The sequence below is a fragment of the Asticcacaulis sp. P4_H10 genome (genome assembly GCF_056400965.1).
Genome location: NZ_JBFUKH010000001.1, coordinates 915,919 through 938,376 on the forward strand (window position 1 = coordinate 915,919; position 22,458 = coordinate 938,376).

Consider the following 22,458-nt stretch of genomic DNA (forward strand, 5'->3'; position numbering starts at 1 on the left):
CCGTAAAGCCCGATCTTGAAACCGGCATCGCATCCATGAAGATCACCGGCGCGCGCGTTATCGTCACCTGCCCGGGACGCAACTTCGTTACGCTGAAGATCGAGACCGACCAGGGCGTCTACGGCATAGGCGACGGCACCATGAATGGCCGTGAGATGGCCGTCGTCGCCTATCTGGAAGAGCACGTCATCCCGCTTTTGATCGGCCGCGATCCGCGCCGCATCGAGGACATCTGGCAGTACCTCTACCGTGGAGCCTATTGGCGTCGGGGGCCGGTGACCATGCGCGCCATCGCCGCGGTCGACGTGGCGCTGTGGGACATCAAGGCCAAGATGGCCGGCATGCCGCTCTATGATCTTTTGGGGGGCCGGTCGCGCGACCGCGTCATGGTCTACGGCCACGCCAATGGTACCGATATTGCCCACACGGTCGACGAGGTCGGCCGCTATATAGCCGAGGGCTACAAGGCTATTCGCGCCCAGACCGGCATTCCCGGTCTCGACAAGGCATATGGTATCTCCAAGGATAAGAAGTTCTATGAGCCGGCCGAAGGTGAACTACCGCTGGAAACCGTCTGGGATACGCGCAAGTACCTCAACTACGTGCCGCAGCTATTCGACAAGCTGCGCGATACCTACGGCTTCGACCATCACCTGCTGCACGACGTCCACCATCGCCTGACGCCGCTGGAGGCCGCGCAACTCGGCAAAAAGCTGGAACCCTACGACTTGTTCTGGATGGAGGACTCGACGCCGGCCGAAAACCAGGAAGCCTTCAAGCTGATCCGCCAGCACACGACGACGCCTTTGGCGGTCGGTGAGATTTTCAATACGCTGTGGGACTGCAAAGACCTGATCCAGAACCAGCTGATCGACTATATCCGCACGACGATCGTCTCGGCCGGTGGCCTGACGCATCTACGCCGTATCGCCGACTTCGCCGCGATCTGGCAGGTCCGCACCGGCAGCCATGGCGCCACCGATCTGTCGCCGGTGACCATGGGTACGGCGCTGCATTTCGACACCTGGGTGCCCAATTTCGGCATCCAGGAATATATGCGCCATACGCCGGAAACCGACGCTGTCTTTCCGCACGACTATCGCTTCAATGACGGCTTCCTGCACTGTGGCGAAACACCCGGCCATGGCGTCGATATCGACGAGGCGATAGCGGCGAAGTATCCGTACAGCCCGAAGCAGTTGCCTGTCGCGCGCCTGGAAGACGGCACGCTTTGGAACTGGTAAAGCTCGGTAACGCTTTGATGCGCAACGTGATGCCCTAAGGGAAGCGCGCTCTGATACGGTGGCAAAAAACGCCACATTGGGTTCGACAGACATGACACGCCCGCCCGACCATCCGCTGCGCCTGACGCTGACGGAGCTGATGCACGAACGCGCCCTGCCGATCTTTTCAGGCCCGGTGGCCGTCCGCTCATGGGTCTATCTGGTCGACGACGCCGATCGCGCCGCTGAAACCGCCTGGATCGACAGCCTTGATCCGGAGGGCGGCGCGTCGATGCACGGTCGGCTGGCAGTCCTGACCGCTGACGGTGGGCGGATCTGGGAGCGCCACGGCGAATTCTCGACCTGGCTGAGTTTCACGACTGCGCTCGATACCGTCGATGAGGCCAGCAAGGGCCTCGGCTTCTGTACCGTCCGCAGCACCGAATTCGACTGGCTCAGCGGGGCGCCGGGGACCGTCTTCCGCAGCGTCGAAATCTCGGTCCTGCCGCATCCTCCGGCACCCGACGCCCTGGCTGCGGCCATCGATCTGACCGGCGCCGTCTGCTGCGAGATATTCGATGGCAAGGCGCGCATCTGGAGCGATTTCCGCGGCCACGAAGGCGGGGCGGGGCGCATCTACATCCACGACAAGGGGCTGCGGAATGATGAGCTGTCACGCCTGCTGCAGAGCCTGATCGAGATCGGCCATTATCGCAAGCTGGCCTTGCTGGGCTTCCCGGTGGCGCGCGAACTGATGGCGTGGCTAAAGCATGCCGAAGCGCGGCTGGCCGGGATTACGCGCGACATGGCCGACCGGCCAGCGGGCCAGGCGGACATACTGGAAAGACTGATGAGCCTGTCGGCCGAGGTCGAGCAGCGCGTCAACGACGTTCGTTTCCGTCAAGGCGCGACCGAAGCCTACGCCCGCCTGGCCGAAGACCGGCTCGACTCCTTGCGCGAAAGCCGCGTCGAAGGCTTTTCGACTATGGCGGAGTTCATTGAACGCCGACTGCAGCCCGCGATGCGGACATGCGAGGCGGCGTCGAAGAGGCTTGAGGACGTATCGCTTCGCATCAGCCGGGTCAGCGACCTGCTGCGCGCGCGCATCTCGATCACGCTGGAGATGCAGAACCAGGACCTGTTGCGCAGCATGGACGTGCGGGCGAAACTCCAGATGAAGCTGTCTCATCTGGTCGAGGGCCTGTCGGTCTTCGCCGTCAGCTATTACGTTTTCAGCCTGCTCAAATACGTCATCGATCCCTGGACCGGACATTCGGAGCTGGCGCACAAGCTTTACGGCGGACTGGTGGCACTGATCCTTGCCCTGGCGTGGCTGTTCATCCATCATCGCAAGAAGTCTCTGACGGGGGGAGAGCACTGAATGCGATGGGTGTTTCTGGCGGCCGCAATGGCGGCCGGGCAGGTACATGCGGGGGCGGTCGCGGAACATGCGCGACCGTGGCCGAAAGGCGAGGTGCCGTATCGCTTCACGCCGGACTTGCTGAAGGCAGCGGGCGCCACGGGCCAGGACTGCAGCGGCTGGCGCAAATGGCGGCAGGCCCAGGCCTATATGGCATGCAAGGCGATGGACGAATGGCAGTTGGCGGCCGGTGTACGCTTTTATGCCTCGACACGCCTGGATGCCATCACAATCAAGGCCAGCCGCGGCCAGACCTCGGCGACGGTTGGACGCCTGCCGGTGGGAAACACGGTCAATATCGAGAAACGCGCATCCTACGGCGCGGTCCTGCATGAGTTTGGCCATTCACTGGGCCTGATGCACGAACATCAACGCCCCGATCGCGATCGCTATATCAGCCTCTCGCCCTTTCTGGCCGACTACCTCAAAACGTGCGGGGTTACGATCAATGCTGTCTGCAACGACGTCCGGCTGGCCTTTCCAATTGTAAAAGTGAAACTGTCGTCGTCCTACGATCCGTGTTCGCTGATGCACTACCTGCAGAACCAGGCGCCGCGCCACCCCGAAGACCCGCGCTGGAGCCGGATATTCAGCCTGACGGACGACGGCAAGGCGGCGCTCAAGTCCTGCCTGCTGCAGATGGTGCGCCAGCCGGAACGCTGCCGCAAGATCGGCCAGAAGTGCATGGTGTCGAGAGACGATGCCGCGACCGTGCGGCGCTTCAATGTAGGCCAATAAGCCGATTACGCCGCCCAGTCGGGGCGTTTCCACGCCAGGCGATGGATGTTTATGGCGGCTGCTTTGGCCGCCGGACAGGCAAAGGCCGGAGCGGTCATGGAGCATATGCGACCGTGGCAGAAAAGCGAGGTGCCGTACCGCTTTACAACGGACCTGCTGAAGGCGGCAGGCGCCAAAGGACAGGACTGCTATATAAAAGCCGCTTCTGACGACTCAGGGCCAGCTTTTTTGTCTCATGCTCTTCTTTTGATGTTGAGCGGGCTTGATTTTTTCTTATCAATTAATTTATTGGTAAAAGTTGATTTCATTTTTGAATTCTAACCGGGGAGGCATAAAATGCCAGCGTCTTTAATGACTGGAGTAAAGGTAAGCGTAGCGTTGCTTATATTCACGGCTGTTGGACTTGCCGGATGCGCGACGACAGAGGGGGGGCAAGGCCTGGTCAAGTGGGTAGGCAAAAATACTGCACAAGTCATTGAGCAATGGGGGCAACCTCAGGATAAGTCTACATTGAGCGATGGATCTTCGCTGTGGGTGTTTAAAAAGGATAATACAGCCACTATGGGCGGTAAGCCGCCTGTCAGTATGGTTCGAAAGCAACGGACAGAAACTTATGTAGATCGAGGTGCAACCTTCTCGCGTCAGGTTGATTATGATGAACCTGAATTTGATAGGGGGGCGGTTCTTAACGCGGATTGTGAAGCCCACTTTACTATCAAAGATGATGTTGTGACATCAGCCACATTTAAGGGTAATGGCTGCACATGACAGCCAGGGTGCGCAGGAATATCTGAGGCGGGTTAAGCAGCCCAGTCCGGCGCCTGACCGCGCCAGGCGATGCAATGCCTGGCATTGAAGTCGATGTCGAAGCGGCGTTCGTGCGTCGTTTCGGCGGTGACCTTGCGCGGTGCCAGGATTTTCAGCGCCTTGGCGCCAACGGCCCAGACGGGCTTGAGGACGCCAGGCGTCTTTTTGGCTGACAGGTCGACGCCGGTCATGCGGCGAACGCGGCCGTTGAAATAGTAGACGCCGTTCAGCATCACTGTCTTTGGCGTGGTATATTCGATCGAGATCGATACGTTCAGGTCGTCGCCATTGCAGACGCGGTGCGGCGAATGTACCGGCCACGACACTGCGTCCCCCGGTCCCAGATCGACCTGCATAACGCCGGCTTCTAGCTCGGGCGAATAGGGCAGGTCAGTCAGGTTTTCCTTGAGCAGGATGGCTTCCAGCGACGCCTCCGAAACGAACGGTTCGTGCGGCGGATAAAGGTGGATCGTCTTGTGGCCGCGGATGTGCCACAGCATGGTTTCGGCCAGGTCGACATGGTAAAACACGCCCATGTTCGGGCTCGACAAGATCAGGGCGCCGTCGGACGAGGCGATGGTCAGGCCGGTGGCTTCGCGGTATTCGCTCATCAGCCGGCGGAAGAGGTCGGCATAGACGGGATTGGTCGTCATGACGTGGCGCGGACTGATCCAGAAACGGCCCTGCTTGACGGCCTCCAGCAACTGCCCGCCATCCAGGCCGCGCGCTTCGCCGGCAATCCAGCGTTCGAAGGCCGGTGGATTGGGCCGCATGGTGCAGATGGTTAGTTCCTCATACGGATGGATGTCGAGCAGCTTCGCCAGGGCTTCATCCTCGAACAGACCCGTTTCGGCCAGGCGATGGTTGAAGCGGGTGACTTCATTGCGCACGCGGCGGGCGTCCTTTTCCCATTTCTGGATCAGGCTGTTCGAATCCTGGTCAAATGCCATGGCTGCATCCCGTTTGCGTGGTGATCGCCCGCGATCCTACAAGAAGCATGCCGCTGAAACAAATTTGTGAATTGACCTGAGACAGAGCGCCGGAACAAATGCGAAACGACATCGCGCAGAACGCCGCTAATTGTTTCCTGGAGTTCTGACGTGACGCGTGCGCGCACCGGCAAAGCTTTTGCCGATAGATTATTCGACTGCTGCTGGGTGGAACTGGACGGCTTTCAACGGCCGCAACTGGTGGTTCAGATGCGCATGAAGCCGCCGATCTTCGCCATAGGGCCGGGCCTTTATGACGAACGTGGCCGCGCCATGCCGACTCACGCGGACGCACCGCGTGTGCTGGTCATCTACAACACGACCATTTCGCCGCGCCGCATGTTAGCCTGAGCTATGCCTGGCAGGTCCGGGATATATTTATCTCGCTTTCCTCCATGCCTTTACTGTTCCTGGCGCTGGAAAAGGCCCGTTGTGCGGTGCTGTAATATTCGCATGCCTTCTCTTTGTCACCGTTGCGTTCGGCCTCGACGCCATACCTCATCGCGCGCCGTCCGTGCTGCGACAGATTTGAGCGCCCGGACCTCTCCCAAGCGCCCTTGGAGCGCTTGTATTGCGGATATGATTGGTAGGTGGACGGGTTATCCCATCGGCTTTCCGGAGAGCTGTTGACACGGCCCTCGTTGGGAGTCCGGGACGGCGCCTGGGGCGCTACATCCTGGGCCGATGCCATCGGCGCGGGCAGCGACAAAATGATGACCAGGCCGGAAATTGGAACGAAACGCAATAAAGGGGACATGATACCTCCTGAAGCATTTTCATAACGCGTCTTTTACTGCCTTCACCGCAGCCTATATTCACTTGCTGACACGTGCAATACGCCGTTCTTCAATCAAGGCGATCGCTTTTTAAGGGCGTCAGGCTTATGCGCATGCGTGCCTCCGCTCTTGTCGCCTTTTGCAAATATCTTGGTCATGGCGGCCTCCTGATGACGGCCGGGTAGGGCTTCCACCTGTCAGGATACGATGCGGCAATAAAACCCTAGATCGGAACGAAGCCCCCTGACGTCGTTCCGATCTAGGGAGGGTGGGAGCGGCGGAATCCTACTTTCCGCCAACTCGACCAGCCATTCTGTGTGTTACGATCGTTTGCCAGGGCGGGGCCTGTTTGCCAGGCAGCACGGCTATCGATAACATAATGGTCCCCGTTTCATTGCCGTCTGTGCGGCTTGTTTCTGTCAGGGAAGGCGATCCGGCGCCGCAGGTCAATTCCTGACACGCAAATGGGAAAACCGGTGTCATATACGCTACGGCAAGATTTTGCAGTACATCAAGGCATGGTTTTGCAAGGTGAAGTCTTGCCGGTGCCGTCCGCTCCCCAACGGCGGAAGCTTTTGGAATCGATGTGAAAACGGCGGGCGGAATAGAAGCCGAGTCCGATATTGTATTGCGCGCCCTTGCCGGCGTGGACAGCGCACATCCGATCGATCAGCATCGCGCGGTCGAGATTGGCGGTCAGCGGCACGAGGTCAAGGGCGTAATAGGTGCGGTGGGCGCTGTGTCGCGCGCCGCCCGAACAGGCGTTGAGCGCTTCGTCGCGATAGCCTGAGACAGCTTCGACGGGACCGATAGCCGGCCGCACCTGATCGCGGACAAAGCGCAGGGTCGTGACGATATGCGGCCAGTGGGCGCGATCGGGGACAACAAAGGCGTCGGTGTGGCACAGGGCGGAAGACGACGAAGTTCGCCACAACTGGTAGGCCGGTATGATGTCCGCGGCCCCATTCTGGGTCAGGAAGGACTGAAAGGCCGCGAACTGGGTTGTCCGTTCCGGGCGCGCGTCACGCCAGGTCGCGAAAGCTGCCTCGGAAAATCGGTTCGGCGCTTCGGCCTGGGCGGGGCCGGTGAGGAAAAGACTGATCAAAAACAGCGACGATAACCGGTGTGTCATGTCTTGATGGACACACGCGACAGCGCCGGAATTATGGCGCCTTTAAATTAGCATTGACTAATACATTAGTATTGGCTAATTTGATTTTATGATCGAAGCCGCTCCCATAGATTCCGTTTTGCGTGCCCTGGCTGACCCGACCCGCCGGGCGGTGTTCCAGCGCGTCGTCTCGACTGACGAGATCACCGTCGCCGACCTGACGCACGGCAGCGGCGTCACGCAGGGCGCCATCTCGCAGCATCTGAAGGCCTTGAAATTGGCCGGGCTGGTCGCCGAACGGCCTGAGGGCCGCAAGGTCTACTACCGCGCCGAACCCGAAGGCCTGGCGCCGCTGGCCGACTGGATGAACCATTACAGCGTCTTCTGGAAAGACCGTTTCAGCAATCTCCGCGACCTTTTGAAGGAAATCGACCATGACTGACACGCAGAATATCGTCGTCGAAGAGGTCCTGCCGCACACGCCAGACATCATCTGGAAGGCTCTGACCACGGGCGACCTGATCGGACGCTGGCTGATGCCGGCGACTGGGTTCGAACCTGTGAGGGGCAACCGCTTTACGTTTACCACCAAGCCGGCGGGCGCCTGGGACGGCACGATCCGCTGTGAGATTTTGGAGATCACGCCGCAGTCGCGTCTGGTCTATAGCTGGCAGTCGGGCGATGCCGGCAATGTCGGCTACGGTGCGCTGCTCGATACGGTCGTCAGCTGGACGCTGGAACCGGCAGGCAGCGGGACGCGCGTGAAACTGATCCATGCTGGCTTTGTCGTGCCGCGCAATGAGATCGCGCTGACCAATATGGGCGAGGGCTGGCGCAAGATCGTCCCGCGTCTTGGCGAAACCGTCGTCGGCGGTGCGGCATGAACCGGGTGTGGAAGGGCGGCTGCGCCTGTGGTGCCGTCCGCTACGAGATTTCCGGCGAACCCTTGGCCATGGTGGATTGTCAGTGTCTCGACTGCCAAAGTGAAAGCGGCACGGGCCATGCGTCGCACGTGGTTTTCCCGAGCGAGGGTGTGACTACCCCTGAGACAGCGACTGGCTTTGAGATGCGCGGCGACAGCGGCAATGTCAAGATCCGCCATTTCTGCCGAACGTGCGGATCGCCCGTCTTCATGACCTTCGCTGCCACACCGGACATCCTGACCGTTCGCCCCGCGAGCCTTGATGAGCCACAACTTTATCAGCCTCAGATCGTGACCTACGCGTCGCGAGGCCACGCGTGGGATCACCTCGATCCTGACGCGCCAAAGTTCCCGAAGATGCCGGGATAATTCTCCGTCACTCCTCCCTGTCGCGCAGCGATGGGGAGGAGTGACGGAGTAGGTTATTCCGCCGGCTCGGCCGGGATATAGACTTCGCTGCCCATGTCCTTGAACTTCTGCGACATCTGCGCCATGCCGGTGGCGGCCTCTAAGTCCGCCTTTTCGTTGTCGGTCATGTTGGCGGCGTAGTCGCGGACCTCCTGCGTGATCTTCATCGAGCAGAATTTCGGCCCGCACATCGAACAGAAGTGCGCCGTCTTGTGCGCTTCCTTAGGCAGGGTTTCGTCGTGGAAGGCCCGCGCCGTATCCGGATCGAGGCCGAGATTGAACTGATCCTCCCAGCGGAAATCAAAACGCGCGCGCGACAGGGCATCGTCCCAGGCGCGTGCGGCCGGGTGGCCCTTGGCGAGGTCGGCGGCGTGGGCGGCGATCTTATAGGTGATCACACCCGTCTTGACGTCGTTGCGGTCGGGCAGGCCCAAATGTTCCTTAGGCGTGACGTAGCACAGCATGGCCGTGCCGAACCAGCCGATCATCGCCGCACCAATGCCCGAGGTGATGTGGTCATAGCCTGGCGCAATGTCGGTCGTCAGTGGCCCCAAGGTATAGAAGGGGGCTTCGCCGCAAGTCGCCAGCTGCTTGTCCATATTGGCCTTGATCTTGTGCATCGGCACGTGGCCGGGGCCTTCGATCATGACCTGGCAGCCCTTCTTCCAGGCGACTTGCGTCAGTTCACCCAGGGTTTCCAGTTCGGCGAACTGAGCGCGGTCATTGGCATCGGCGATCGAGCCGGGGCGCAGGCCGTCGCCCAGAGAGAAGGTCACATCATACTCGCGCATGATGTCGCAGATCTCTTCGAAGTGTGTGTAGAGGAAGTTCTCCTTGTGGTGTGCCAGGCACCACTTGGCCATGATCGAGCCGCCGCGCGAGACGATGCCGGTGACGCGCTTGGCCGTCAGGTGGACATAGGCCAGGCGGACGCCGGCATGGATGGTGAAGTAGTCGACGCCTTGCTGGGCCTGCTCGATCAGGGTGTCGCGATAGACTTCCCAGGTCAGGTCTTCGGCGACGCCATTGACCTTTTCCAGCGCCTGATAGATCGGCACGGTGCCGATCGGGTTCGGCGAATTGCGCAGGATCCATTCGCGGATATTGTGGATATTGCGGCCGGTCGACAGGTCCATGACGTTGTCGGCACCCCAACGGATAGCCCACACCATCTTGTCGACCTCTTCTTCCATTGAGGAGGTGACGGCCGAATTGCCGATATTGGCGTTGATCTTGACCAGGAAGTTGCGGCCGATGATCATCGGTTCGACTTCGGCGTGGTTGATATTGGCCGGGATGACCGCGCGGCCACGGGCCACTTCGTCGCGGACGAATTCCGGTGTGATGAAGTCGGGGATCGAGGCGCCGAAGTCCTCGCCATCGCGGATGACTTCGGCGGACCGAGAGCGGCGGATGTTTTCGCGGATGGCGATATATTCCATCTCGGACGTGATGATGCCGGCGCGGGCGTATTCGAGCTGGGTCACCAGCTTGCCGGGCTTGCCGCGCAGGACCTTGGGCAGGTTGGGGAATTCCGGCGCCAGGCGCTCGGGCGAGACATTGCCGTTGTCTTCTGGCTTGACCTTGCGGCCTTCGATGAATTCGACATCGCCGCGGTCGAGCACGGACTGTTCGCGAACGCGCGGCAGGCCCTTGTCGATCTGGGGGACAAAGTTCTCTTCGGTGTAGGGGCCGGTCGAATCGTAGAGGCTGACCGGCGGCTCATTGGCTTCGGGCTGAAGGGCGACTTCGCGGAACGGCACGCGCAGTTCGGGGAAGAGGACGCCGGGCTCATAGACCTTCTTCGAGCCGGGGAAGGGCGAGGCTTCGACCTTGATCGGACGTAAGTCCTTGATGGGCTTGTTCATTGTGTAATCCCTCAATAGCCCTCAAGCAGCGAAGCGGTAGGGCAAAAATAATACGAGGGATCATGCGCGTAGATTGCGGGCGCTCATTTGCCCATTACAGGCGGCAAGCGTATCCAACTCCCTTCGCCGGCATGACCCGGATCAGGTTCGGCGGTTTTAGGAGGCGGCGTAAAAGCCTCCCGTCTCAGCCCGCATTGGCCTGCGGACACTCCGGTGAACTGTTGTGAGTCATAGAGGGATAGGGGAGCCGGTTCAATATCGAAATTGTGACTCCACTTTCCGGCATAAAGTCTCTTCTCATCTTTGAGTGGCGCGCTACATCTGTGGCGACCTAACAGGAGATTCCCATGTTAACCGCCGTCCCCAGCACCCACCACCGTCAGTCGGGCGTCGCCGACGACATCGATTTCGAGATCAAGGGCCAGGAGCTTCAGTTCGTCGAGATCGAGCTCGACCCGGGTGAGAGCGCCATCGCCGAAGCCGGCGCCTTTGTGTGGAAGGACGCCAGCGTCGGCATGACCACCGTCTTCGGTGACGGCTCGGGCCAGAAGCAGGGCTTCATGGGATCGCTCCTGGGCGCGGGCAAGCGCCTGATCACCGGCGAAAGCCTGTTTACGACGGTCTTTACGCACAACGGCCACGGTAAGGCGCGCGTCGCCTTTTCGGCACCGGTGCCGGGCGCCATCCTGCCGCTCAAGCTGTCAGATATCGGCGGCCGCCTGATCTGCCAGAAGGACGCGTTTCTTGCGGCGGCAAAGGGCGTATCACTCGGCATCGCCTTCCAGCAGAAGATCATGACGGGTCTGTTCGGCGGCGAAGGCTTTATCATGCAGAAGCTTGAGGGCGACGGCTGGGTCTTCGTCCAGTTCGGCGGCATGGTCGTTGAGCGCGTCCTGGCGCCCGGCGAGGAATTGCACGTTGATACCGGCTGCGTCGCGGCCTTTACCGACACGGTCGATTTCGATCTGGTCCAGGCCGGCGGCATCAAGTCGATGCTGTTCGCTGGCGAAGGCGTCTTCTTTGCGCGCCTGCGCGGGCCGGGCAAGGTGTGGATCCAGTCGTTGCCGTTTGCGCGTCTGGCCGGCCGGATGATGGCAGCTGCCGGCGGGGCAGGGCCGTCGCGTGGTGAAGGCTCGATCCTTGGTCAGTTTGGCGACCTGATCGGCGGTAACCGCTAAACTTGCCGCCCAACTTGTCGGATGGCGTACGTTCGGTCACGATCGGGCTTTGCGATTCTTCGGGGCCGAACCATGTCCAAAGAGACCGACAGCTATAATCCGCTTGTGCCGGTGCCTCAGGATAAGCGCGTCCTGGGCACTGGCGATGCGTTCTCGCTGTGGTTCAGCCTTGGCATCGGCCTGCTGGTGCTTCAGGCCGGAGCGTTTCTGGTGCCGGGCCTGTCGCTCGTCGGCGCACTGACCGCCATTGTCATCGGCAGTCTGCTGGGCGCCGGGTTGCTGGCCCTGGCCGGCGTGGTCGGTGCCGATACGGGGCTTGCCACCATGGCGGCACTCAGGCCGACGCTTGGCGTGCGCGGCGCTTCCGTTCCGGCCGTGATGAACATCATCCAGCTGGTCGGGTGGGGGACGTTCGAAATCATCGCCATGCGCGATGCCGCCGATCAACTGGCCGGATCGAACTTCGGCTTCAGCGCGCCGGTGGTGTGGACGATCGTGTTTGGTTTGGCGGCGACGGCTTTGGCAGTCCTGGGGCCGTTGAGCTTTGTGCGTAAGTTCCTGCGGCGGTTCGGCATATGGCTGATCCTGCTGGGCGCGGTGTGGCTGACCTGGACGCTACTGTCGCGGCACGATCTGGCAGAGCTGTTCAATTACAAAGGCGACGGTTCTGTGTCGCTGGGCGGCGGGATCGATATTGTCGTCGCCATGCCGCTGAGCTGGCTGCCTTTGATCGCCGACTACAGCCGGTTTGGCACCTCATCGCGATCGGTTTTCAAAGGCACGGCGCTTGGCTATCTCTTGGCGAACATCTGGTTCTTTGCCTTGGGCGCAGGGTTCGCGCTGGCAGCGCGCCACGACGGCCAGGATCTGCTCTTGTCGGCGTTGGCAGCGGCGGGCGGGGGGCTGGCGCTCTTGATGATCCTGATCGACGAAACCGATAATGTCTTTGCCGATGTCTTTTCGGCCGGGACTTCGACGGCCAGTCTCGTGCCTCTGCGTGTTCAGCATCTGGTGCTGGGTTTCGGTCTGCTGTGTACGGTTCTGGCGCTGGTCGTGCCGGTCGGAGAGTATCTGTCCTTCCTGCTGCTTATTGGCTCGGTGTTTGCGCCGCTCTACGGCGTGCTGCTGACCGATCATTTCCTGGTTCGCAAGCGTCAGGTGGTTCTGGCTGATATCGACCGGACGCATGGTGTTTATGGCGTAATCAACCTGCCGGCTTTCGTGGCCTGGGTATTCGGTATCTGCATCTTCCACGGCATCGCGCATTTTCTGCCGACGCTGGGCGCGACGATTCCGGCGCTTGTTGCGGCGGGCGTGGCCTATCTCGGGCTCAAGCGACTGAGACCGTAGGCGGGCCTTTCAGCTCAAGCATATTGCCTTCGGGATCGCTGAGATAGATGGATGGCCCTTCGCCATCGGCGCCGTAACGTGACGCGACTTCGCCGGCGATACCGTGCTGTTTCAGATGGGCGAGGATGGCGGCTTCGTCCCAGGGCCTGACGCGAAAGCAGACGTGATCGACATTGCGGCCTTCCGTGCCCGGCGCAGCACCACCCATTTGGCCCAGCTTGCCATCGATCGGGACGAGGTCGATCAGCGACGTGCCGACGCGCAGTTGGTAGAGGCCCGGGCCTTCCTGATACTTCTCAAATTTGGCACCGAGCACGCCTGTATAAAACGCAACCATGCTGTCGAGGTCGCGCACTCTGAAAACGACGTGGTCGATGTCCTGGATTCTAATCATTGTGGATATCTGGCTTCGAAGCCGCAGATCAGCAAGTCCAGGCCGTCGAGAAAATGCTGTTCGTCCGACCGGCGGCGATAATGGCCCATGGCTGAGGTCAGGGCCGGGTAGGGGCGAAGCTTTGCGTCCAGCGCCGCGGCGGCTTCCGCTGGTGGTGCTTCATTCTGTTCTTCCAATGCGCAGCCGACGACGTAGCGCCGGACGGCGATGTCCAGGTTCATGACGTCGGCGGCTGAAAAGCCGTGGCCGGTCATGAAGCGCAGCGTGCGGTCCATCTGTTCGATGTCTTCGTGTTCGGTATGTGCGCCGGCATGGACGCGCGCCCCGTCGCGGAACTTCAGCAAGGCCTTTCGAAAGCTTACAGCCTGGTCGCGGACAAAAGCCTGCCATGACTGGCCGGGTAAGGGCTCTCGGTGGTTGTGGCCAAGCCGCAGCATGACGGCGTTCATAGCGGTCAGCAGGGCTTGCTTGTTCTTGAAGTGCCAGTAAAGCGCCGGCTGCTGGACGTTCAGCCGCTGGGCCAGGCCGCGCGTCGACAGCGCGTCGATCCCGACCTCGTTCAGCAGGTCGAGCGCGGCGCTGATTATAGCAGTTTTATCGATTTTCATGGAATGGGAGGTCGGTATTACAAATGTGCTTACGGAATTTATCAGTGATAAGCAACTTATCGCTGATAAATTTAGTCACGAAGGCGGGGTCCGGGCAAGGGCGCGGGTAAAACAAAACCGCCCCGGCGGTGGCCGGAGCGGCGTAAATCTGTGGATGAATCTACCGGCTATTCTGTCGGTTCGTGTTCCGGCACCCGGATGGTCTGCTTGACCTTGGCCATATCCTTCGCCAGTTGCCGGGCCTGCTCGTCACTGAGGAGGCGGCGCGCCTTTGCGAACATCTCCACCTCTTCCTCCTTAACGTGGTGGGTGACGGCGTGTTTAAGTTCACCGAACTTCTCCATCCAGCGCGGGCCGCCGACCGACTCGTTGACCAGAAAGGTCATGAGTTCGCGGATTTCGTCGTGATCCTCGTGTGCCTGAACGACGCGCGCCTCAATATCGGCGCGCTCGGATGCCTCGCGAATCGCTTTGTAGAAGGTCTGTTCCTCGGCTTCGGCATGAAGGCTCAGCTCCATACGGATCTTGCGGAAGATGCGTTCCTGAACGGCCGACAGGTTGATGGAAAGCAGTTCGTCCATAAGGCCTGCGACCTTGCGGTGGTCCTGACGGATATAGTTGTAAATGTCCATGATGGGCTCCCTGTATGTTTTTATCCAGGGAGGATGCGCGCGTGGAAATACCGATGAAATGGCGACTGTGGCGTCGGCTGTAAATTTTCCATAAGTGCCCGGGCGGCGTGAAATTTATACAAGTCCCGTCGCGCTGCGATTTTTTCCTTACGTGCGCGGCTGGCATTGTCGCCTCATGACCACTGACGCCAAGACGAAATCCCGCCCGAAGGCCAAGACAGCCAACAGCCGTGATCGCGCAAAACGCAGGCGCGCCCAGGCGCCGGAAGCCGAGGTTGCCGAGAATGCTGGCAACAGCAAGGGCTGGTTCACGCGCTTTTCGCAGACGACGTCGTGCTGGACGGGCAGTCCGGTCGCCTTCTTCCTGGCCGTTATGGTTATCGTTGTCTGGGTGGTGACGGGCCCGATCTTCAAGTTCTCGGACACCTGGCAACTGGTAATCAATACCGGCACGACCATCGTCACCTTCCTCATGGTCTTCCTGATCCAGAGCTCGCAAAACCGTGACTCCAAACTGATCCAGCTCAAGCTCGATGAACTCATCCGGGCGGTCGACACGGCTGAAACGGCGCTGATCGACATGGACGAGATGAGCGAGGAGGAACTGAAAGAGGTCCAGGAAAAGTTCAGCCAGGTCGCTGCCGAGGCGCGCGAGGAACTGAAGGAGGTCGCGGCGGGACAGGAGGTCCGTGAAGCCGCGCCGCCGCGCAAGGTGTCCCTGCACCATTAGGCGCGTCCGGCGCTTTAACGTTTCAGAAATGCCGGAACTGATAAGCTGACCTTAGCGTCAATTTTCGGCCCGTGTTTATGCGGGCGACCGAGGTTCGTCATGTCCGGTTCCGGACCCAATGCAGTGAGATCGGGTGGTGCGTCTCCGCACCATGTTCCGCACGGCTACGCCCATCCCAAGGAGCGCCATCACTGGTACTGGTACGGCGGCTTCGCGGTTGCCGGACTGGCTCTGGCGCTGGTATCGTGGGTTTACTGGCAGTACGACCACGGGACGGGGCCGTTGTGCGATAGCAGCAACGGCGCGGCGGTCACCTCGCCGGGCGGCGCCCATGAACTGCAGATCGTGCATGTGTCCTGTATGGCGGCCGACGACCGGCAACTGATATTGCTCCGGGACACCGAAGGCGGTTTCGGCAGCGAGCGCATGATCGGCAGCTTTGACGGTGAGGCGAAACTCCGGCTGCGCTGGTTGTCTGACAAGGAGGCTTTCATTCGTCGGCGCGGTGGCCAGATGTGGGCGTTTCAGCCGTCGTGGGATGGTGTCCACGTCACCTATCGCGTTATCGGCGGTTAATTGATACCGCTGTAAAGCCGGTTTGTCTGATCAGAAATTGCCGCGAAAGGTTCAGCCGTCCAGGAATACGTATTCCAATAGCCAGGCTTGCCGCTAAGTGGCAGGGTCGTCCCAACACATAATACAGGGACTGCGGACATGGTTTTCTCATCGATTGGTAAACGCGTGCGTGCGTGCCTGATGGCTTCGGCGGCGTGCCTGGCTATGGCTGTATCGGCCCAGGCGGCGATCGATGTGTCGCCCGTGCCGGTGACCAACAAGACCAGCGCGTTGCCCAAGGGGTGGAACAGACAAGCCGCCTTCACCGAGATCTTTGTGCGCTCCTATCAAGATAGCGATGGCGACGGCATTGGCGACTTCAAGGGGCTGACCTCGCGGCTTGACTATCTGCAAAAGATGGGTGTCACCGGCATCTGGCTGATGCCGATCGGCCCCAGCCAGGACCACGACCATGGCTATGCGCAGAACGACTACCGCGCCATCGATCCGCAATACGGCACCATGGCCGACTTCGATGAATTCCTGGCCGAAGCGCATAAGCGCGGCGTCGGCGTCATCATCGACTATGTCATCAACCACTCGGGCAGCGGCAACGCCATCTTCCTCGATGCCGCTAAATCGAAATCGAGCGCCTATCGCGACTGGTACATCTTTGCTGATCAAAATCCCGGCTGGTACGATGAAAAGATGCGCGGCGTTTCCGGCGCCTACTGGACCGATCCGTGGAAGCCGGCGAAGGACGGCGAAGGGCTCTATTACGGCGTCTTCGACACCTCGATGCCCGACTGGAACCTGCGTAATCCGAAGGTCGTTAGTTATCTCAAAGACAGCATGCGCTTCTGGCTGAACAAGGGCGTGGATGGCCTGCGCCTCGATGCTGTGACCATGCTGCTGGAAGACGGCAAGGCGTCCTACTTCAACAATCCTGGCAATGCGGCGCTCATCATGGATCTGCGCAAGACAATGGATGAATACGACAATCGCTATCTGATCTGCGAGGCGTCGGAAGGCCGGGAACTGTATCTCGAAGCCTGTTCGGCCTTTGCCTATGGCGTGCAGCAGCACCTGATTGACGGCATCAAGAAGGGCATGGTGGCGCCAGAAGTCGTCACCCTCCTTCAGGACCCTAAGCTCGACCTGACGCCTTTGGCGCTGCAAAGCCATGACTCCTATGTCGGCGACCGGCTGACCAACCAGTTCGGCGTCAATGGCGGGGCCAATTACCGCGTGGCGGCGACCATCGCGATACTGGCTTCGGCGACACCCTTTGCCTATTACGGCGAAGAGATTGGCATGAGTAATGGCGGCGTCCACAACGATCCCGGGCTGCGCTCGCCGATGAGTTGGACGGGGGATACGAAGACGGCCGGCTTTACGACGGGCAAGCCCTATCGCGACGTGGCGATCAATGTCGCCGGCGTTAATGTGGCTGCGCAAGAAAACGATCCGGATTCTTTGCTGGCCTACTACACCTCGCTGTACAAGGTGCGCCAGGCACACCCGGTTATCGCCACCGGCGCGTTCAAGCTGCTATCAAAGGCGGGCGATCCGTATCTCGCTTTCACCCGCACCGACAAGGCGCAGCAGGCGGTCGTCATCGCCAATGTCTCAACTGAGCCGCAGACGGTGACGCTCGATGCCAAGGGCGCCTATCAATACGCGCTGGGCGGGCAGGGGGCGGTGACGCCGTCGGCCGGCAAGGTGTCGGTGACCGTGGCGCCCAAGGCGACGGTGGTGCTTACCGCTGGAAGTGCGCCTCGGAAATAAGTCGAGTGCGCAGAAGCTCGAGCGTCGGCTTGTCGTTGCCTTCCTTCAGGACGATATCGCGGCCCCCTGCGGTCAGGACCAGAGTGTAATAGGGATCGCCATCGCTGTCCTTTCGCTGGTGTATTTCCGGAGCGGACAAGCGGTTGATGGCGAAGCTTTCCTGCTGATGTTTCAGCAGCCAGCGCTGACCGACATGGACCGTCCCGGCGGTGAAGGTGACGTACGTCAGCGGCTGGCCGAGCATGGCTCCACAGCCGGCCACGCCAAACACCCAGAACAGCGCCATGACGCCGCGTTCCAGCCAGGGATCGAACTGGTGAAAGCCGCCGTCGCGGAAGAACAGCCAGGTGAACACGCTGATCCCGCTCATCCAGATGCTCATGAAGATCCAGCCAACCAGGGGCGTGAGATTTCGGATAACAATGGGCTGCGCCGGTCCAGACATGGCGGCAATATAGCTGCGTTATGCTACTGTTCGATTAAATGCGCTTTGGTATGATGGCTTGCAAACGGAGGTTGCCACCATGCCGAGGTATAATCAAATAGAGCAGGATATGCTGAGGGAATATCTTCTGCTTTGCGCCCGGCAACTGGATGAAGAGGACTTCGAAGAGGTCACGTTAGAAAGCCTGATGGCGGAGGGGGACGCGCGTCGAGCGCGGCAAAAGGCGCAAAACAATTAATAGGGCGCAATTTGCGCAATTGTTTAAGGCGGCGCTTTCCGTGGCTAAATCTCAGGCTGAAGAGATTTTCGAGCGAAAGCTCCCGGCGCTCACCTTAATCAAGCTCGTCGCATTCGGCCAGGACGGTAGATGGATCACCATCGAAGAGTGCCTTGACTTCATTTACATCGACGACGTGACGTTCTATCGCTTTATCGATGTCGCGGTTATTGCCTGTTCCGAAACCTGTACAGGGTACTTTGTCAGGGTGAGTGGTCATCCGCCTGGTAGCCTGGCATTGACCTGGCAGCCCGAAGGTTTGGGGCCGTTTAAGATCATGGGACCTGTTGACCCGCTCAAACCGCTGGTTCAGTAACGATCGCGCTTGACGCAGCGCATCCGCTCCTCTATAGCGCCCAGACCATTTTCGAGGTGGGCGTTAAAACCCGTCTGGATACTGATCTTCGCAGGGGCTGTGTCCCCGCCGTAACCTCCATAGCGCAGGTTGCGGCTTTTGTGTTTGTCTGGATCTGGATCTCTGAACTGTCAAAATGAAAACCGAGATCCTCCGGCCAAACGGCACAGGTCTCCACAATACGGAAAGTCATCGTTTCGATGCCCACAATCAACCAGCTTCTTCGCAAGCCGCGCCAGGTTCCGGCCAAGCGCAACAAGGTTCCGGCCCTGAAGGGCTGCCCGCAGCGCCGTGGCGTCTGCACCCGCGTCTACACCACCACGCCGAAGAAGCCGAACTCGGCGCTTCGTAAGGTTGCCAAGGTCCGTCTGACCTCGCAGATCGAAGCCGTGTGCTACATCCCCGGCGAAGGCCACAACCTTCAGGAACACTCGGTTGTTCTGATCCGCGGCGGCCGCGTGAAGGACCTTCCGGGCGTTCGTTACCACATCCTGCGCGGCGTGCTCGACACGCAAGGCGTCAAGAACCGTAAGCAGCGCCGTTCGCACTACGGCGCGAAGCGTCCTAAGTAAGGAGCAGAATACATGTCACGTCGTCACCGCGCAGAGAAGCGCGATGTTCTGCCCGATCCCAAGTTTGGTGATCTGGTTGTCACCAAGTTCATGAACTACGTCATGTACGAGGGCAAGAAGGCCGTTGCTGAAAACATCATCTACGGCGCCTTTGATATCCTCGTTGCCAAGAAGAAGGACGCGACCGCGATCGAGACCTTCCACGCGGCACTTGATAACGTTTCGCCGTCGATCGAAGTGCGTTCGCGCCGCGTCGGTGGTGCGACCTATCAGGTCCCCGTCGAAGTCCGTCCGGACCGCCGTCGCGCCCTGGCGATCCGCTGGCTGGTCAACGCTGCGCGCAAGCGTGGCGAAAGCACCATGACGGAAAAGCTGGCCGGCGAACTGCTGGATGCGGCCAACAACCGCGGCACCGCCGTCAAGAAGCGTGAAGACACGCACAAGATGGCTGAGGCCAACCGCGCGTTCTCGCACTACCGCTGGTAACAGCCTGCGGTTTGCAGTCGCGAAAATTTTGCTTTGAGGCGCGGGCGGTTTGAGCTAAACCGCCCGCGACTTTGCATCTGGGACAAGCGTCCCGATGCAGGACCCCTTTTCATTATCCGTACGTTTTGAGGCTCCCCCATGCCCCGCATACACAAGATCGAAGATTACCGGAATTTCGGTATCATGGCGCACATCGACGCCGGCAAGACCACGACCACTGAGCGTATCCTCTACTACACGGGCAAGAGCCACAAGATCGGTGAAGTCCACGACGGCGCTGCTACCATGGACTGGATGGAGCAGGAGCAGGAACGTGGCATCACGATCACCTCGGCCGCCACGACCGCCTTCTGGGAAGGCAAGCGCCTGAACATCATCGACACCCCGGGCCACGTTGACTTCACCATCGAAGTCGAGCGTTCGCTCCGCGTTCTCGATGGCGCCGTTACGGTTCTCGACGGCAATGCCGGCGTTGAGCCGCAGACCGAAACCGTCTGGCGCCAGGCTGACAAGTACAAGGTGCCGCGCATCGTGTTCGTCAACAAGATGGACAAGATCGGCGCCGACTTCGACAAGTCGGTTCAGTCGATCCGCGACCGCCTTGGCGCCAAGGCCGTGCCGATCCAGTTCCCGATCGGTTCGGAAAACCTGCTGAAGGGCCTGGTCGATATCGTTCGCATGAAGGCGGTTGTCTGGGACAATGACGGCCTGGGCGCGACCTATCGCGACGAAGAAATCCCCGCCGACCTGGTCGACAAGGCCAACGAAGCCCGCCAGTACCTGATCGACAACGCCGTTGAACTTGACGACGAAGCGATGGAAGCGTACCTGGAAGGCAATGAGCCTTCGATCGAAGTCATCAAGAAGTGCATCCGTAAGGCTGTTCTGACCGGCGCCTTCTACCCGATCCTGTGTGGCTCGGCGTTCAAGAACAAGGGCGTGCAGACGCTGCTCGACGCCGTCGTCGACTACCTGCCAGCCCCGACCGACATCCCGGCGACCAAGGGCATCGACTACAAGACCGAAGAAGAAGTCACCCGTAAGGCTTCGGACGAAGAGCCCCTGTCGGTTCTGGCGTTCAAGATCATGGACGACCCGTTCGTTGGCTCGCTGACCTTCTGCCGTATCTATTCGGGCAAGATGGAAACGGGCATGGGCTTGCTGAACTCGACGCGCGACAAGAAAGAGCGCGTTGGCCGCATGCTGCTCATGCACTCCAACAACCGCGAAGACATCAAGGAAGCCTATGCCGGCGACATCGTCGCCCTGGCCGGACTGAAGGACACCCGCACGGGTGACACGCTCTGCGATCCGATCAAGTCGCCTGTCATCCTCGAGCGCATGGAATTCCCGGCGCCGGTTATCGAAATCGCCGTCGAACCCAAGTCGAAGGCCGACCAGGAAAAGCTGGGCGTTGCCCTGGCCAAGCTGGCGTCCGAAGATCCGTCCTTCACCGTTTCGACCGACCACGAGTCGGGCCAGACGATCCTGAAGGGCATGGGCGAACTGCACCTCGACATCAAGATCGATATCCTGAAGCGGACCTACAAGGTCGAAGCCAATATCGGTGCGCCGCAGGTTGCCTATCGTGAATCGATCACCCGCAAGGCGGAAATCGACTACACGCACAAGAAGCAGACCGGTGGTACGGGCCAGTTCGCCCGCATCAAGCTGGTATTCGAACCGGGCGAGCCCGGCACGGGCTTCGTGTTCGACTCGGCCATCGTCGGTGGCGCGGTTCCGAAGGAATACATCCCGGGCGTCACCAAGGGGCTGGAATCGGCCAAGGAAAACGGCCTGCTGGCCGGCTTCCCGCTGATCGATTTCAAGGCAACACTTATCGACGGCGCCTACCATGACGTCGACTCCTCGGTCCTGGCCTTCGAAATCGCCGCGCGCGCAGCCTTCAAGGAACTGCGTGAAAAGGGCGGGCCCAAGCTGCTCGAGCCGATCATGAAGGTCGAAGTCGTGACGCCGGAAGAATACCTCGGTTCGGTCATCGGTGACCTCAACGGTCGCCGTGGCATGATCCAGGGTCAGGACATGCGCGGTAACGCCATCGTCGTGGATGCCTTCGTGCCGCTGGCCAACATGTTCGGCTACGTCAACACCCTGCGCGGCATGTCGCAAGGCCGTGCGCAGTTCTCCATGGTGTACGACCACTACGAGCCCGTGCCGCAGCACGTTGCCGACGAAGTGATCAAGAAGTACGCCTAAGAGGTAAGCGCACCCCTGAAAACATTGGGATTTCGATCCCGGAGTTTTAGATAAGGTGCGCGCCTCAAAAAAGGAACTTGGCGCGTAGCACAGACTGTGGTACGCGCCGCCAACTCCAAGATACCCTTTTAGTTTCAACCCCTACCCGAATGAAGGTCCGCTCGAAGACAGCGGAAGTGAAAAATGGCCAAGGAAAAATTCAACCGTTCGAAGCCGCACTGTAACATCGGCACCATTGGTCACGTTGACCACGGCAAGACGACCCTGACGGCAGCGATCACGATGACGCTGGCCAAGTCGGGCGGCGCTGTTGCCAAGGCTTATGCCGACATCGATGCGGCTCCCGAAGAAAAGGCACGCGGCATCACGATCAACACGGCGCACGTCGAATATGAGACGGCCAACCGTCACTATGCGCACGTCGACTGCCCGGGCCACGCCGACTACGTGAAGAACATGATCACCGGTGCTGCCCAGATGGACGGCGCGATCCTGGTCGTTTCGGCTGCCGACGGTCCGATGCCGCAAACGCGCGAGCACATCCTGCTGGCCCGTCAGGTCGGCGTTCCGGCCCTGGTCGTGTTCATGAACAAGGTCGACCTGGTCGAC

27 protein-coding genes and 1 riboswitch are annotated in these 22,458 nt (G+C 60.2%); of the genes, 19 read left to right on the forward strand and 8 right to left on the reverse strand.

The window, feature by feature from the left end; genetic code table 11:
• Positions 1-35 precede the first annotated feature (35 nt).
• The 5 genes from manD to AC1DON_RS04005 all read left to right on the forward strand — a co-directional run bounded on the left by manD (position 36) and on the right by AC1DON_RS04005 (position 4,149).
• Positions 36-1,244, forward strand: coding sequence for a D-mannonate dehydratase ManD (gene manD, locus AC1DON_RS03985; protein WP_476933485.1), 1,209 nt, complete (start codon positions 36-38; stop codon positions 1,242-1,244).
• Positions 1,245-1,335: 91 nt separating this feature from the next.
• Positions 1,336-2,604 (forward strand): DUF3422 domain-containing protein, encoded by a 1,269-nt coding sequence (locus AC1DON_RS03990; protein ID WP_476933430.1) that lies wholly within the window; start codon positions 1,336-1,338, stop codon positions 2,602-2,604.
• Positions 2,605-3,381 carry a M12 family metallopeptidase gene (locus tag AC1DON_RS03995; protein WP_476933431.1) on the forward strand — a complete coding sequence of 259 codons (777 nt, stop codon included), beginning with the start codon at positions 2,605-2,607 and terminating at the stop codon, positions 3,379-3,381.
• A gap of 51 nt (positions 3,382-3,432) precedes the next feature.
• Positions 3,433-3,702 carry a hypothetical protein gene (locus AC1DON_RS04000; protein ID WP_476933432.1) on the forward strand — a complete coding sequence of 90 codons (270 nt, stop codon included), beginning with the start codon at positions 3,433-3,435 and terminating at the stop codon, positions 3,700-3,702.
• 15 nt (positions 3,703-3,717) lie between these two features.
• Positions 3,718-4,149 (forward strand): hypothetical protein, encoded by a 432-nt coding sequence (locus AC1DON_RS04005; RefSeq protein WP_476933433.1) that lies wholly within the window; start codon positions 3,718-3,720, stop codon positions 4,147-4,149.
• A gap of 32 nt (positions 4,150-4,181) precedes the next feature.
• On the opposite strand, the gene AC1DON_RS04010 is transcribed toward AC1DON_RS04005, so the two are convergent.
• On the reverse strand, positions 4,182-5,138 hold the full coding sequence (locus tag AC1DON_RS04010) for a hypothetical protein (protein ID WP_476933434.1): 957 nt from the start codon (positions 5,136-5,138) through the stop codon (positions 4,182-4,184).
• A gap of 150 nt (positions 5,139-5,288) precedes the next feature.
• Between AC1DON_RS04010 and AC1DON_RS04015 the strand changes: the two genes are divergently transcribed.
• Positions 5,289-5,528: a hypothetical protein gene (locus AC1DON_RS04015; protein ID WP_476933435.1), complete on the forward strand. Its 240-nt coding sequence runs from the start codon at positions 5,289-5,291 to the stop codon at positions 5,526-5,528.
• A 1-nt stretch (position 5,529) separates the two neighbouring features.
• On the opposite strand, the gene AC1DON_RS04020 is transcribed toward AC1DON_RS04015, so the two are convergent.
• Positions 5,530-5,934, reverse strand: coding sequence for a forkhead box protein (locus AC1DON_RS04020; RefSeq protein WP_476933436.1), 405 nt, complete (start codon positions 5,932-5,934; stop codon positions 5,530-5,532).
• A 530-nt stretch (positions 5,935-6,464) separates the two neighbouring features.
• The gene (locus AC1DON_RS04025; RefSeq protein ID WP_476933437.1) at positions 6,465-7,058 is read right to left on the reverse strand and encodes a D-Ala-D-Ala carboxypeptidase family metallohydrolase; all 594 of its coding nucleotides are present in this window, start codon (positions 7,056-7,058) and stop codon (positions 6,465-6,467) included.
• 145 nt (positions 7,059-7,203) lie between these two features.
• Here AC1DON_RS04025 and AC1DON_RS04030 point away from each other — a divergent pair, with 145 nt between their 5' ends.
• From AC1DON_RS04030 to AC1DON_RS04040, 3 genes are read left to right on the forward strand one after another with little or no spacing between them, the layout of a single operon-like run.
• Complete coding sequence (locus AC1DON_RS04030) at positions 7,204-7,506, forward strand: ArsR/SmtB family transcription factor (RefSeq protein ID WP_476933438.1); 303 nt, start codon at positions 7,204-7,206, stop codon at positions 7,504-7,506.
• A complete protein-coding gene (locus AC1DON_RS04035) occupies positions 7,499-7,948 on the forward strand; it encodes an SRPBCC family protein (RefSeq protein ID WP_476933439.1) in 450 nt (149 codons plus the stop codon). Before AC1DON_RS04030 ends, AC1DON_RS04035 begins: the two co-directional genes overlap by 8 nt.
• On the forward strand, positions 7,945-8,355 hold the full coding sequence (locus tag AC1DON_RS04040; RefSeq protein WP_476933440.1) for a GFA family protein: 411 nt from the start codon (positions 7,945-7,947) through the stop codon (positions 8,353-8,355). The genes AC1DON_RS04035 and AC1DON_RS04040 overlap by 4 nt, the downstream gene beginning before the upstream one ends.
• A gap of 53 nt (positions 8,356-8,408) precedes the next feature.
• On the opposite strand, the gene thiC is transcribed toward AC1DON_RS04040, so the two are convergent.
• A complete protein-coding gene (thiC, locus tag AC1DON_RS04045; RefSeq protein WP_476933441.1) occupies positions 8,409-10,262 on the reverse strand; it encodes a phosphomethylpyrimidine synthase ThiC in 1,854 nt (617 codons plus the stop codon).
• Positions 10,263-10,363: 101 nt separating this feature from the next.
• Positions 10,364-10,485: riboswitch (TPP riboswitch) on the reverse strand.
• A gap of 124 nt (positions 10,486-10,609) precedes the next feature.
• On the opposite strand from thiC, the gene AC1DON_RS04050 reads away from it, so the two are divergent.
• Both AC1DON_RS04050 and cytX read left to right on the forward strand, forming a co-directional pair.
• Entirely contained in the window at positions 10,610-11,440 is an 831-nt protein-coding gene (locus tag AC1DON_RS04050) for a TIGR00266 family protein (protein WP_476933442.1), read from the forward strand.
• A 72-nt stretch (positions 11,441-11,512) separates the two neighbouring features.
• Positions 11,513-12,790, forward strand: coding sequence for a putative hydroxymethylpyrimidine transporter CytX (gene cytX, locus AC1DON_RS04055; RefSeq protein ID WP_476933443.1), 1,278 nt, complete (start codon positions 11,513-11,515; stop codon positions 12,788-12,790).
• Here the strand turns inward: cytX and AC1DON_RS04060 are convergent.
• From AC1DON_RS04060 to AC1DON_RS04070, 3 genes are all read right to left on the reverse strand, one after another.
• Positions 12,771-13,184 carry a VOC family protein gene (locus AC1DON_RS04060; RefSeq protein ID WP_476933444.1) on the reverse strand — a complete coding sequence of 138 codons (414 nt, stop codon included), beginning with the start codon at positions 13,182-13,184 and terminating at the stop codon, positions 12,771-12,773. The genes cytX and AC1DON_RS04060 overlap by 20 nt on opposite strands.
• Positions 13,181-13,792, reverse strand: coding sequence for a TetR/AcrR family transcriptional regulator C-terminal domain-containing protein (locus tag AC1DON_RS04065; protein WP_476933445.1), 612 nt, complete (start codon positions 13,790-13,792; stop codon positions 13,181-13,183). The genes AC1DON_RS04060 and AC1DON_RS04065 overlap by 4 nt, the downstream gene beginning before the upstream one ends.
• A gap of 167 nt (positions 13,793-13,959) precedes the next feature.
• Positions 13,960-14,424 (reverse strand): hemerythrin domain-containing protein, encoded by a 465-nt coding sequence (locus AC1DON_RS04070; RefSeq protein WP_476933446.1) that lies wholly within the window; start codon positions 14,422-14,424, stop codon positions 13,960-13,962.
• Between the two features lie 175 nt (positions 14,425-14,599).
• Here AC1DON_RS04070 and AC1DON_RS04075 point away from each other — a divergent pair, with 175 nt between their 5' ends.
• The 3 genes from AC1DON_RS04075 to AC1DON_RS04085 all read left to right on the forward strand — a co-directional run bounded on the left by AC1DON_RS04075 (position 14,600) and on the right by AC1DON_RS04085 (position 17,497).
• Positions 14,600-15,154 (forward strand): low affinity iron permease family protein, encoded by a 555-nt coding sequence (locus AC1DON_RS04075; protein ID WP_476933447.1) that lies wholly within the window; start codon positions 14,600-14,602, stop codon positions 15,152-15,154.
• A gap of 99 nt (positions 15,155-15,253) precedes the next feature.
• Entirely contained in the window at positions 15,254-15,730 is a 477-nt protein-coding gene (locus AC1DON_RS04080; RefSeq protein WP_476933448.1) for a hypothetical protein, read from the forward strand.
• A gap of 138 nt (positions 15,731-15,868) precedes the next feature.
• Positions 15,869-17,497 (forward strand): alpha-amylase family glycosyl hydrolase, encoded by a 1,629-nt coding sequence (locus tag AC1DON_RS04085; protein ID WP_476933449.1) that lies wholly within the window; start codon positions 15,869-15,871, stop codon positions 17,495-17,497.
• Here AC1DON_RS04085 and AC1DON_RS04090 read toward each other — a convergent pair.
• Positions 17,469-17,879 (reverse strand): hypothetical protein, encoded by a 411-nt coding sequence (locus tag AC1DON_RS04090; RefSeq protein ID WP_476933450.1) that lies wholly within the window; start codon positions 17,877-17,879, stop codon positions 17,469-17,471. The genes AC1DON_RS04085 and AC1DON_RS04090 overlap by 29 nt on opposite strands.
• A gap of 341 nt (positions 17,880-18,220) precedes the next feature.
• On the opposite strand from AC1DON_RS04090, the gene AC1DON_RS04095 reads away from it, so the two are divergent.
• The 5 genes from AC1DON_RS04095 to AC1DON_RS04115 all read left to right on the forward strand — a co-directional run.
• A complete protein-coding gene (locus AC1DON_RS04095; RefSeq protein ID WP_476933451.1) occupies positions 18,221-18,535 on the forward strand; it encodes a hypothetical protein in 315 nt (104 codons plus the stop codon).
• Positions 18,536-18,774: 239 nt separating this feature from the next.
• On the forward strand, positions 18,775-19,146 hold the full coding sequence (gene rpsL, locus AC1DON_RS04100; protein ID WP_192622442.1) for a 30S ribosomal protein S12: 372 nt from the start codon (positions 18,775-18,777) through the stop codon (positions 19,144-19,146).
• Between the two features lie 12 nt (positions 19,147-19,158).
• The gene (gene rpsG / locus AC1DON_RS04105; protein WP_476933452.1) at positions 19,159-19,632 is read left to right on the forward strand and encodes a 30S ribosomal protein S7; all 474 of its coding nucleotides are present in this window, start codon (positions 19,159-19,161) and stop codon (positions 19,630-19,632) included.
• A gap of 138 nt (positions 19,633-19,770) precedes the next feature.
• The gene (gene fusA / locus AC1DON_RS04110) at positions 19,771-21,849 is read left to right on the forward strand and encodes an elongation factor G (RefSeq protein WP_476933453.1); all 2,079 of its coding nucleotides are present in this window, start codon (positions 19,771-19,773) and stop codon (positions 21,847-21,849) included.
• A 183-nt stretch (positions 21,850-22,032) separates the two neighbouring features.
• Positions 22,033-22,458: GTP-binding protein (locus tag AC1DON_RS04115; RefSeq protein WP_476933454.1), on the forward strand; the 426-nt coding region annotated here is incomplete at its 3' end.